This window comes from Halogranum roseipondis, assembly GCF_059695585.1.
This window is the reverse complement of record NZ_JBUEED010000008.1, coordinates 492863-504713: the sequence shown is the minus strand read 5'-3', so window position 1 is coordinate 504713 and position 11851 is coordinate 492863. Positions and strand designations below refer to the sequence as shown.

The 11851-nt window shown below is 57.4% G+C and carries 8 protein-coding genes; 3 read left to right on the top strand and 5 right to left on the bottom strand.

Features of this window, described 5'->3' with window-relative positions; translation table 11 throughout:
- The first annotated feature begins 87 nt into the window (after nt 1-87).
- A complete protein-coding gene (locus tag EOHIBHHM_RS26255) occupies nt 88-2322 on the top strand; it encodes a TrmB family transcriptional regulator (protein WP_497259209.1) in 2235 nt (744 codons plus the stop codon).
- A gap of 114 nt (nt 2323-2436) precedes the next feature.
- Entirely contained in the window at nt 2437-3435 is a 999-nt protein-coding gene (locus EOHIBHHM_RS26250; protein WP_497259207.1) for a transposase, read from the top strand.
- A 52-nt stretch (nt 3436-3487) separates the two neighbouring features.
- Here the strand turns inward: EOHIBHHM_RS26250 and EOHIBHHM_RS26245 are convergent, their stop codons facing one another.
- Entirely contained in the window at nt 3488-3757 is a 270-nt protein-coding gene (locus EOHIBHHM_RS26245) for a hypothetical protein (protein WP_497259205.1), read from the bottom strand.
- A gap of 710 nt (nt 3758-4467) precedes the next feature.
- Between EOHIBHHM_RS26245 and EOHIBHHM_RS26240 the strand changes: the two genes are divergently transcribed.
- Entirely contained in the window at nt 4468-4848 is a 381-nt protein-coding gene (locus EOHIBHHM_RS26240) for a hypothetical protein (RefSeq protein WP_497259203.1), read from the top strand.
- 207 nt (nt 4849-5055) lie between these two features.
- Here the strand turns inward: EOHIBHHM_RS26240 and EOHIBHHM_RS26235 are convergent, their stop codons facing one another.
- From EOHIBHHM_RS26235 to EOHIBHHM_RS26220, 4 genes are all read right to left on the bottom strand, one after another.
- Complete coding sequence (locus tag EOHIBHHM_RS26235) at nt 5056-7293, bottom strand: ABC transporter ATP-binding protein (RefSeq protein ID WP_497259201.1); 2238 nt, start codon at nt 7291-7293, stop codon at nt 5056-5058.
- A 45-nt stretch (nt 7294-7338) separates the two neighbouring features.
- A complete protein-coding gene (locus tag EOHIBHHM_RS26230) occupies nt 7339-8346 on the bottom strand; it encodes an ABC transporter permease (protein WP_497259199.1) in 1008 nt (335 codons plus the stop codon).
- Nucleotides 8333-9343, bottom strand: a complete 1011-nt coding sequence (locus tag EOHIBHHM_RS26225) for an ABC transporter permease (protein WP_497259197.1) — start codon at nt 9341-9343, stop codon at nt 8333-8335. Before EOHIBHHM_RS26225 ends, EOHIBHHM_RS26230 begins: the two co-directional genes overlap by 14 nt.
- A 176-nt stretch (nt 9344-9519) precedes the next feature.
- Nucleotides 9520-11739 carry a GH32 C-terminal domain-containing protein gene (locus EOHIBHHM_RS26220; RefSeq protein ID WP_497259195.1) on the bottom strand — a complete coding sequence of 740 codons (2220 nt, stop codon included), beginning with the start codon at nt 11737-11739 and terminating at the stop codon, nt 9520-9522.
- Between the last annotated feature and the right edge of the window lie 112 nt (nt 11740-11851).

The window sequence follows — 11851 nt, the reverse complement described above, 5'->3', positions numbered from 1 at the left end:
CGAAGGCTAGAAAAATTCCCAGTGACAGTGAATTTGGAGCGTATTATGCCATAAAAGACTATCATTGTGGGGTCTGTACGAGGGTTCATGAGCGACCCAAGCAATATAGACGAACCTGCAATCAGAGAGTCCTTGCAACGGAACGTCGATATGTCGGAGTACGAGTCCCTCGTCTATCTCGCACTCGTTCAGAACGGTAAACAGTCGATGAAAGAGCTGGCCGAGGCAAGCGGGGTTCCGAAACAGCGTGTCTACGACATTGTCGACACCCTTCGGAGCCGGCAATTCATCGAACTCGACGACAGTTACCCAAAGAAAGCCTACGCTATCGAGCCGAACAAGACGCTCGGACCCATCCAGAACCAGATCAGACGTGTGCAGGACCGGCTCGACGAACTGCACAAAACCGTCTCTGACATCGAGAGCGGTGTCGCACAGTTCAAGAACGCCTCGACCATCGAGAAGTACGTCTCTGAACTCTTTGCTTCCGCAGAGAACACCGTCTTCTTACTCACCTCCCCGGACCGACTGCGTCAGTTCGAGGATGCGTTGCTCGACATGGACGGCGTCCAGCTTCGGTTGGTTGTCTCAGACACCAATTCAGACCGCATCGACGTGGAGTCACTCTTCCGTACTGGTCAGATTGAGCATGTGACGACACACATCCGTGGGACGTCGCGGAGTGAACCGTTCGTCCTCACTGTCGACCGGAGTCGCGGGTTCTTCTGGCCCAAACCACCCGTTTCCGGTGGCGGTGATCAAGAAGGGTACTACATCACAAACTCGGAACTCTCCTTCCTATTCGACCGATTTCTCTCCGACTCTATTTGGCCGCTCGCGACCGCTCTCACGCCGCACAGTAACGGTGAGGTTCCCACACTCCCAGCGCAGTATTTCCGCCTACGGGACTGTCTCGCCGACCTCCAGACATTCGCAAACGACGTCCCACTTGAGTCGCTCTCGGTGACGTTCGACGGCTACGACAACATCTCCGGAGAACAGGTGACCAGAACTGGTGTCCTAACCGGATTTACCTACTCCGAATACGACGACATCGCGTATCTGGAACTCGAACTGACTCACGGTGACAACGGGACCACCCGACAGATTACTGTCGGCGACTGGAAGTCCGAGGATGAGGATTTCAAAGCCCACCAGATAGATCTGTACGAGCGTGACGATAGAACCGTAGAAGCGCTCCGAGAAGAGACTGCCGCCACGTTTGAGGCCTGTCTGGAGGAGTTACCGGAACAACTCTCGCCGGCGAAGGCACTCGTCGGCTTCGACGGTTATATCGACCATATTCGAACGCTCGTCGGCGAGCGGAAGAGTCAGCGGATGTACGACGAGATCGGCGAGTTCGATACCATCCGGGAGATGTTCACCCGGGCGGCCCTCGCCGAGCGGACACTCCAGTTCGAGTGGGCCGAGAGCGAGCGTGTTCCTGGGGGGCACACGGCGCATGCAGGGCGATCAATGTCCTCAGTCGGATACGACGTTCAACTCATCGGATACTTCGGTCAGCCGGTCCGTCAGGAGTTCACCAACACGTTTGGTGGCATCGATCTGCTGAGTCTGGGGCAGCCAACGGCAACCGAATACCTCCAGTTCGAAGACGGCAAGGTATTGTTCACGGACTCCCGAACGCATCAAGCGCTGAATTGGGAGACACTCTGTGAGTACGTCCCACTGGTCGATATGATTGAATTCCTCAACGGTACGGACGTGGTCAGCATCGGCGGATGGGCACTCCTCCCCCAGATATCGACCATTTGGGAGGGCTTTCGCGAGCAAGTGTTCCCCGAACTCTCAAAGCCACCAGAACACATTCTGATTACGATATCGAGCGTCGATCATCTGAGAGAGACAACGCTCCGCTCAGACATCGACTCCCTGAGTGCGCTGGACGACGTGATCAATGTGACTGTAGTGGCGACCCGCGATGATGCGGAGCACCTCGCCGGCGTGTTCCTTGACGAAACCGACACGCAACGGGCCCTACCGACGGTCGCTACTGAACTCCGTCAGTCTCTCGACATTTCAAGATTTGCAATCACGACGACCCGTGAGTCTATACTCGCGGCCGATACTGGGTCACACAAGATACTCCTGCCACACCCAACGAACCCCGCAGAGGAAGGGACTATCGAGGATCATTTCACTGCCGGATTCGGAATCGGGCTAACTGAGGGTCTTTCTGAAGAGGGTACACTGGCGCTCGCAACTGCTCTTGGTGGCTACTACAAACAGCACCAGTCAGTGCCGACTGTCGAACAATTGCGGTCGTACCTCAGGGCGCACAAAGAAATAGAGGCGTTTTGAGCGTCGATTCACCGTTCTTTCTCCTGCAGCCCTCCCATCCTGTTCTTCAGTACGTACCTCTCCCAGAGCGTGTCATAGAAAGCGTCACGTACGAGGTGGCAGGGCGAGGGAAATGTGTCCAACAAAACCCAAGCCCTGCAAAACGTAGCTTCGGTCGACGACTTCTTGAATGCCGCGGCGACCAAGACCGTCCCGCTGTTTGAACATCTTGAGTTCGAATTTCTGCGTGAGTACGTCGTGTTCGCCCCCGCTTGCAGGGGGCGAACACGAGTACACCAGCCACCAGAACTCTTCCGAGGCTTTCTGCACTGCTACTACGAGAACGTCTACGGTACTCGTCCAATCACGCGCGAACTGCAGAATCCACTCGTCTGGCGCTGTTGTGGCTTCGATCGACCGCCGTCGCGAGACGCGGTCGATCGCTTCCTCACTGACCTCGAACAGGTCTGTGACGATGTGTTCGACCACCTCGTCGAGCAGGCCGCCCTCTGGGGCCTGCTCGACTCTACGTATCGAATCGATTCAACTCACGTTGAGGCGATTCAGTGGAATAATGAAGCATCATGGAACTACGATTCGACGGCTGAAGAGCACTACTACGGCTTCGGCTGTACAATCGTCTCGACAGGAGCGAAGATTCCTATCGCAGCGGAATTCACACAGGCGAAACAAGCCTCAGAAGAGACGGCGATGCGCGTCACGCGTGACGCGCTCGCCGTTGACACACCGATCTGGATGATTGGCGACAGTGCCTACGACACACTCCAGTGGCACGACTTCCTGCTGGACGCAGGAGTCGTGCCCGTTGCGCCGTACAATCCGCGAAACACCGATGAGCCGCTCGATATCGAGTACAGGGTTGAAGATCAAATAGGGGAATACAGCGAGGATCTTCAGCTGAAGCAATCGGTGTTAGAGGAGACGTACAGCCGCCGGACACAGGTTGAGCGAACGAACGATGCGGTCAAGGACTGCGGCCTCGGGCACGTCCGCGCCCGAGGCCGCGTTCACGCGCGAGCGCAAGTGTTTCTGGCGCTGTGCCTGCGACTCGTCGTCGCAATCACCAACGACGAACGAGGAGACAATCCGGGACGGGAGATGCTCAGGGTATGAGGAGAATTCTATGACACGCTCCTCCCATCGTATCTCGGAATATCGCGACGAATCACCGCTTCGAGATGAACAGTCCAGCCCACAGGAGGCCAACCACGACACCACAGACAGCGAGGACGAGCCCAACGGCCGCGAGCAATCCTGATATTTGATGAAGGAGGGTCGTAGATTTGTTCAGCGGTCCAGCGAGGATGTCAACTGCGTAGCCTGCAAACAGGAACCCGAGTACGCTGCCGACGAAGTACAGGATCGGTCTGTACTCCGAGACAAGTCTCGAAAACTGGGAACCGGCCGGTTGGTCTAGTGACTCGTTGGTAACCATATGTTCGACTTGCAATGTGTGCTCTTACTACATTAATTTTGGTCGTCGAACGTTTCATGGTACCCAACCGAGTCGGAATCTACTCACGAGTTCACGAGCGAAGCAGCATCGATCGACTTACCTCATTTCCTGCGGTTTCCAATGCTCCTCACTCCGTGGACTCTGTATGAACGATGTACTCGTCGCCGGAGAGACGTTAGTCAATCTCTTTCCGGGAAAGACCAGATAGACTAGGCGATGTTGAGGAGTTCTCAGGTGGAGGCGACTGTGTTCGTCGGTGTTGGAAGCCTCACCGTACGGCCACGTTCCCAGTTAACGTTCAGTGCACTCGCCTACAGTGGTTCGTTTCTAGCGTACGAACTGAGCAACACGCTGTCGTCATCTTCGCCGTTCAGTTGCTCCACGAGGCTGCCATTGTGCTTTGCCTTCTTGTCGATGACTCTGGCTCATCGCCTCGTATCGGATGAGCTCGAGTCAACGAGTTAGACGGTCCTCGCCGCAGTTGGTCTCGGTGTCGAACGCGTTCAGGCCCTATCTCTACCTCACGGTTGGCCTGTTCGTCGCGTTCGGTATCAGTCTCGTGGCGAATGCCTGTGAGGGTTGGCGCACCGGTACGTGACGTTGACGCACCGTGTCTCGTGCGGCGGTGAGCACACCAGAACTCCCCGACTACCCACAGTATGAATATCGTCAAGCTCCATTACCCAGGTGTGTCTGAATCAGAGTTCCTGCTACGCGTCGCCGACGGGAGCGTGTACCTCGCCGGGCCAGCTGGTCCCGAAGATATCGGCCCACTCACGGACGTGTACGAACTACTCGAGGGCGAGACGTACACCATTGAGTACGACGCGACGTCCGCGACGGCCGCTTGGGTCGATACTGACGACGATGGCACGTACACGTTCGAAGTTCGTGAAGCGATAGAGTCGATGCCGCTTCCCCATGGCTATGCTGAGAACGTTCTTGCCGAGTCATCCGAACCTAATGACGACGAGATATCACCGCGGACACGGCGGCTCGTCGAACTGCTTCGTCGTATCTGGGACGACAAAGGGAACGCTGAGGAACTCTCCGAGTTTCACGCCGACTGACTGCGTCACCATCTCCTCAATTATTCACTCTACCGGTCATAAAAACGATGTGAGCCTACAGTATCGTTTAACGCCCAAACTAACGCGTGGCCATCGAGATGTGGAATCGAGTCGGGCGGGAGAACAGACGCACTATGACAAGAGGGAGAGCATGGCGTATTTGGTTTGACAGGCTCGGACGACCCGAAACGGAATCGAATGACGTCGTCAGTCGTCTGCTGGCTGGCTACCGGATTCCGTGTCGGCCTCGGGACGCGCCGCCGGTGGGAGGTCGGGACCGAAGATGTCTGTCTCGAGGTCGACGTCTTCGACTGGTTCGCTGTCCCAGTACGGATGGTCACCATTCTGTTCACGGAAACATGCGACCTGGTGGCCGTCTCTACCGCTTGCCTCCAGCGAAGGTGTCTCTTGTGTACAGTGGTCGCGGGCCTTCGGACAGCGCGTCTGGAACGGACACCCGCTCGGTGGATCGACCGGGTCGGGAATGTCGATGCCTCGGATTGGCGGCTCCTCGACGTTCTCGTTAGGGTCAACGTCGGTCGTTGACCACCGTAGGACCTTCGTATAGGGATGTTTCGGGTTTTCGATCATCTCCTCGGCCGGCCCTATCTCCACGATGTTCCCGAGGTACATCACGCCGATACGCCCGTCGGTTTTACCCGCAAGGTAGCGAGCGTTCTCCAGGTTGTGCGAGATGAACAGGTACGAGGTGTTGAACCGGTCCTGCAGTTCGAGCATTAGATCCATCATCTCCACGCGTAGTGAGACATCCAGCGCCGAGACGGCCTCGTCGGCAAAGATGAGATCGGGGTTCATGAACAGTGCCCGGATGAGGGCCACCCGCTGCTTCTCGCCGCCAGAGAGCTGGTGGGGGTACCGCTCGGCGTAGTCCTTCGCCGGGGTCAACCCGACGTACTCTAGCATCCCGAGGATGCGCTCGCGACGGTCCTTGAACGAGAGGTCCGACTGCGCTTGCTTGAGTGGCTCTGCGAGTGCTTTGGCGACACTCATGTTCGGGTTCAACGAACTCCCGGGATCCTGATGGATGAGTTGGAGTGACTGACGGATCTCTTTGAAAGAGATGTCACCACTTCCCCCATCTCTGGTCTCCCACACGTCCTGTCCGCGATAGTCAAGCGATCCATCGGTTGGCCGCTGGATACCAATCGCCGTCTTTCCGAGCGTACTCTTCCCACAGCCGGACTCACCGATAAGGGCGACGACGTCGTTCTCGTAGATCTCGAGGTCGATCTCATTGACCGCGTACACCGTCTCCGATTCTCCACGCAGTTGCGAGAGGAACCCATCTTTGTTCTCGAAGTGGACGTCGACGTCATCGAGGGTGACGACCGGGTCTGTCGACTGCCTCCCCTGAACCTGGAAGTCGGAGACTGACGTCTCGTCGTGAATCGCCATCGGAATCTCCTCGCGTGCCTGTTCCCAGTGGAAACAGGCCGACTCATGATCATCGCTCACCTGCTCGAACGACGGGTCGATCGAGTGACACTTACTGGTGGCGAGCGAACAGCGTGAGGCGTACTGACAGCCAGTGTGGTCGCTCACCGGATCAGGACTGGATCCCTTGATTGGTTTCATTTCGTCAAGCGGCGTGTTCAGGTTCGGCACCGCATTGAGCAGGTCGCGTGTGTACGGGTGGGCTGGGTTCTCAAGCATCTGGTCTGCAGGGCCGATCTCGGCTAACTCAAAGGCGTACATGACGCCGATACGGTCTGCCAGCCCAGCAACGAGCGGCAGGTCGTGCGTAATGAAGACGACCGTTAGCCCGTATTCCTCCTGAAGTTCGGCGAGGAGTCCGAGGATCGACCGTTGCATAAGCAGGTCAAGTGCCGCCGTTGGCTCGTCCATCACGAGGACGCGAGGCTTCAACACGAGCGAGAGTGCGATGAGCGCCCGCTGTTGCATTCCACCAGAGAGTTCGTGTGGGTAAGACTTCAGCACCCGGTCGGGGTCCAGGTGGAGCTTCGTAAGGAGCTCTCGTGCGTGCGCCATCCCCTCGCTGAGGCTGTAGCCGTGAGCCTTGATCGTCTCGGTGAAGTGGTCCTTGATTTTTTGTGTGGGGTTGAACGAACTCATCGCTCCCTGAAAGACCATCGAGACCTCTTTCCAGCGGTACTGCTCCATCGTATCCCTATCTGCGTTCGCAAGGTTGACCGGGTCACTGTCTTCGGGGTGGTAGATGATTTCTCCCGAGAGATTTCCGGGTTCGACGACGGCGTTCAGCATTGAGTCGGCAAACATGGACTTCCCGCTTCCCGACTCGCCGACGATGCCGAGGATTTCGTTTCGCTTCACGTTTACCGACACGTCGTTGAGAACGCGAGAAGTTCCCCTGTCCATGTCGAACGTGACCGATGCGTCCCGTATCTCGAGGACTGTCTCCTCGTTTCTGTCCGATTCTATCTGGTGCTGGATTGTTTTACTCATAGCTTCCCTCCGATGTCGTTGGCTGTCTGTGAGCGATCCCACTCGTCATTCCTGGGGCCCTCCTTCGTGTCGGGCACGTACCCGAACGTTGACGACCCTGTCGAGCCCCTGCGAGAGCATGATCATGCCCCACGAGAGGATGACGATCGTCAACAGTGGGAACAGAATCGTGTAGAACAAGGTAGGCGACGTGACAGCTCCCGATTCATACGCCTGCTGGAGCATCACACCCCAGTTCACGTTCTCGACAGGCAGGACACCCAAGAAGTAGAGTGCCACCGAGTTGAAGATGACACCCCGTCCAGACATTACGAAGTTCACCAGAATCAGCGGCAGGAGCTGGGGTGTGATGTCCTTGCGGAGGATAGAGGGAGTAGAAACGCCCATCACCCGTGAAGCTTCGACGTAGGACTCCTCACGGATAGTGAGGACCTGCGAACGCAGTCCACGTGCAGTCCCCGCCCAGGCGTTGATCGACACCAAAATCCCGACGATGAACGGGTTCGTCGGCTCCCAGATGGCACCGACGACGATGATAAGCGGCAGGCCCGGGAGCATCATCGCCGTATCAGAGATTGTCATCAGGATCTCGTCAAGCCGACCACCTTTGTAGCCGGAGACGATACCAACGAGTGCACCGATACCAGTCGCAAAGATGGCACCACCGATGATCATTAGGAGCATCGCGGGCGTCGCGTGGATCAGCATCGCCAGGATGTCCTGTCCGAACTGATTCGTCCCGAACACGTTCTCGGTCCCCTCGAACGGCGCGTCCCACTTGCCACCGTCCGAGTACGCCGGCTTAGGAACAAGCGCCACGCCGACGGTACCCATCAAGACGAAGGTGACGACGACGAGCAACCCGAGCTTGAACCGCCAGTCCGACCAAGCGAGCAGGAACGTCTCGTAGCGCTGTGCCAAGTAGTCTTCGAGGCGGTCTGTCCGCGTCACTTCCTCGGCCGAGACACTGGTCAGTGGAATCTCTGGAGTTCCACCGTCGGCTCGAGCTGCGTCCGAGTTGTCGTGGACAGCAGGGTCGTCAGTACGCTTCACTGTCGCCACCTCCAGAGGTCGCACGTGGGTCAAGCTTCCCGTAGGTCAGGTCAGCAATGAGCACGGCGATGACGACGGCTACCGAGATGAGCAGGAAGCCGCCCATCATCAGCGGGTAGTCACGGGAACTGATGCCGTTGAAGAAGTAGAACCCGACACCAGGATACCGAAATATCTCCTCGAGGATAACCGAGCCGCCGAGGATGAACGCGATCTGGATAATGAACCCAGTGTAGATGGGGAGGATGGCGTTCCGTGCGACGTACCGTAGGGCGATCCGATGAGTGGGGAGCATACGAAGTCGCGCGACACGAATGTAGTCCTCACCGAGAACGCGGACGCTGTTTCCGCGCATACCGAGCGTCTGTGCTCCGAAGCCGGTCAGGATGACCGAGAGCATCGGCAAGGTCGCGTGTTTGGTTACGTCCAAGATGAACGGGATATTGAATCCCGGCGCGATGTCGATACTGCTCCGTCCCGACAGGGGAAACCACCCGAGCCACGTGACGAACACGGCGATGAGCACGATAGCGGCGATGTAGTACGGAACCGAGTTCATGATGACCGAGATTGAACTAACCACCGTGTCGATTCTGCTTCCTTCTTTGTACGCAAGTAGGGCGCCAAGCGTAACTGAGATCACGAACGTCACCAGCAGTGCCGTCCCGAGGACGAACAACGTCCAAGGAATAGCATTCGCGTAGATCGATGCTACCGACTGGTCGTAGAAGGTCGACCGACCGAGGTCGCCCTGCAGCACCTGTGCCAGGTAGTTGAGGTACTGTATCGGCAGCGGCTCGTCGGGTTTGACGCCAACGTACGCCTGAACCATCTGATTGATCTCCTCGGTCGAGAGATTCGGGTTCTGGGCTCGAAGTTGTGCTCGCATGTACTCGACCGGACCTCCGGGCATCAACCGCGTCAACCCAAAGGTGATTGTAATAACTAACACTAGTGTGAGTAGTGACCGTCCCAACCGCTTTACGTAGTAGTTCATAGATTACCAGTCTTGCTCAGATTTTTCACGCCTTCTGTGACTTCCCTCGAACGTTCTCATTGTTCATACACTATAACATAAAATTACTGGTGCGCTAGATAACATGACGGGAGGGGACACTCATGCCTGTCGAACCCCCCACGTTCGCCTCGCTGCTATCGGATAGTGACTCATTGTCAGTCCGTCCCGCTGTTTGTGAGTGACGCGTGCTGATACGCCTGTCTCTCCTTGTGGGGAGAGAACGCCGAATCCAGTTCCCAGATGTCGACGCTGTGAATCGCTACGTCTCCCTCGACGGCGTTCAACGAAACATCAGTACTGTCCTCTCGCGTGGGGTAGATACGGCTACTCAGGCTCTCTCGCTCGTTGGCGAAGAGTTCAACGACCGATCCGTCGACGAAAACGTGCAACGTGATCAGTCCATCGTCCGTCGAAAGGGACGGAATACGCTGTGGGTTCGTCGAGGCCGTTTCGGACTCGCTAGATGTGGACCGGTCTACCACCAGTTCATTCTCATTGGTGTACCGGATAGGTGTTCGTTCCGCTCCGTCGGGAGATTCACCGACGACGAGTTCGAACGCCTCGGCGTCGTGCAGTTCAAACGTGACCTGTATCTCCAACGCAGACTCCGAGGTCTCCGCGTGTACGCTGTCCTCGGGGGTCAGTGTCTGCTTCGGCAACGATTGGTGATGCCCACGGAGCGTCTCGATCTCGGGTGTCGGTCGCACGCGAAGTGTGTCGTCTTCGCCGAATGAGAGAACGCGAGGTAGAGACATCACACCCGACCAACCGGCGTCCCACTGTGCCGCACCGTCACGGTCTTCGCGAATCCACCCCCACGACAGGTACTGATCCTCACCGTGAGGCATAGACTGGGCAGCGTAGTAGTTCCCGTGGTCGAGCGTCCCGTCCGACCGTCGGTCGAACGACTTGCCATCGAAGGTCCCAACGAAGTAGACCACCTTGTCGTAGTTCGACACTTGCAGCACCTGACTCTCGCCAAAGTCGAGAAGTTCGGGACACTCCCAGAGCGGGCCGTCCTCGTATCTGTCGCCGACGAGAAGCGGGCCGACGAGCTCCCACTCGGTGAGCGTGTCGGACGTGTAGAGCACAGCTGCACCACCGCCGTCCTCAAGCCCGGTTCCAATAAGGTGGTACCAGGTGCCGTCTTCCTGCCAGACGTCGTGGTCGCGGAACTCCGCGTTCCACTCGTTGTTCGACAGTATCCCGAGTTCGTTGGGGATGTCCTCGATGACAGGGTTACCAGGGTGTTTCTCCCACTCGTCGAGTGAGTCGTCGGTTGCACGCGCGAGACACGGTGTCTGGTCGCCGTCACTTCCACCAGTATAGACAAAGGTGGGCTGACCGTCGTCCAAGACGGTGCACCCGGACCAGCATCCATCTTTGTCCGGACCGTCAGGGTCGGGTGTCAGCGCCACCGGTCTGTCTTCCCAGTAGACGAGGTCTTCGCTCGTCGCGTGTCCCCAGTGGATCGACCCGTGGTACGGACCAACGGGATTATACTGGTAGAACAAATGGTAGGTACCATCGTATTCAACGATACCGTTGGGGTCGTTCATCCAGTTCGCTGGTGGCGTAAAGTGGTACGACGGTCGGTGGTGGTCGGTCTCCAGTTCGGTCCGTATCTCGGCGAGTTCGTCTGATGTCTTCGGGCGACCGTTGAACTCCTCCGCTTCGGAGTCACCGAGGTGAGAGACCATCCCCGAGACAAGTGCCTTGACGGTATCCTCGTATGGTTCGGAAAGTTCCGAGAAGACCAGATGTTGACCGACACCGAGAACGCGGCCACGACCCGGACTCCAAGCAATAATCGAGTTTTCGGCTGGTCTGTCTTCATCGCCGACGACGCTACTGGCCAGTACATCCCCGTTTCGTGGAACCCGGTCGCAATAGGCAAGCCTCGGTGCACTCTGTTTCCGTGAGCGCTGCGTGTGGACTCGGCGGTCGGAGAATACAGCGAAGACCGACGATTCCTCAAATCGCGATTTGACGAGGAATCCAGCCGGCTGCTGCCCGAAGGTGTGGTTGGGGACGTACGTCGCTTCGACGTGGTCCGGCGGGTGGGGGTCGATACCCAGCAAGTCGACTGCATCGAGAGCATACAGCCCTAGGTACAGTCCACCACCCGCTTCGACGTACGTGGTAAGCGCCGAGACAGCGTCGGCGGACAGGGTCTCCTCCGAGACGGGGGCGTCCCGATGCCACCAGAGCAGGTCGTAATCGGCGATGTCTTCCTTCGACCCGATGTCGTCGAACGCGAGAAGTTCGACGGTTGCGAACGAGTCGAGGAATGTCTGTGCGTACTGTTGTTCGGCGGTAATCTCACCGATCGTTAGAAAACCAACAGTGTGACTGCTGGTTCCGTTATCGTCCATTGTGTTCACGTGCGAAATGTGTGGGGAGTGCTTCTGGGATTTGGAATCGCTTCCCAGTGAGTTGTCTCTTGTGTCGATCCAGCGTGTCGTATGTGTGGTCCGCGTTTATGTC

What these genes read in the sequence shown, in the direction of transcription:
- EOHIBHHM_RS26255 (WP_497259209.1), top strand. Translation starts at nt 88, where the DNA reads ATGAGCGACCCAAGCAATATAGACGAACCTGCAATCAGAGAGTCCTTG.
- EOHIBHHM_RS26220 (WP_497259195.1), bottom strand. Translation starts at nt 11,739, where the DNA reads ATGGACGATAACGGAACCAGCAGTCACACTGTTGGTTTTCTAACGATC.
- EOHIBHHM_RS26235 (WP_497259201.1), bottom strand. Translation starts at nt 7,293, where the DNA reads ATGAGTAAAACAATCCAGCACCAGATAGAATCGGACAGAAACGAGGAG.
- EOHIBHHM_RS26225 (WP_497259197.1), bottom strand. Translation starts at nt 9,343, where the DNA reads ATGAACTACTACGTAAAGCGGTTGGGACGGTCACTACTCACACTAGTG.
- EOHIBHHM_RS26245 (WP_497259205.1), bottom strand. Translation starts at nt 3,757, where the DNA reads ATGGTTACCAACGAGTCACTAGACCAACCGGCCGGTTCCCAGTTTTCG.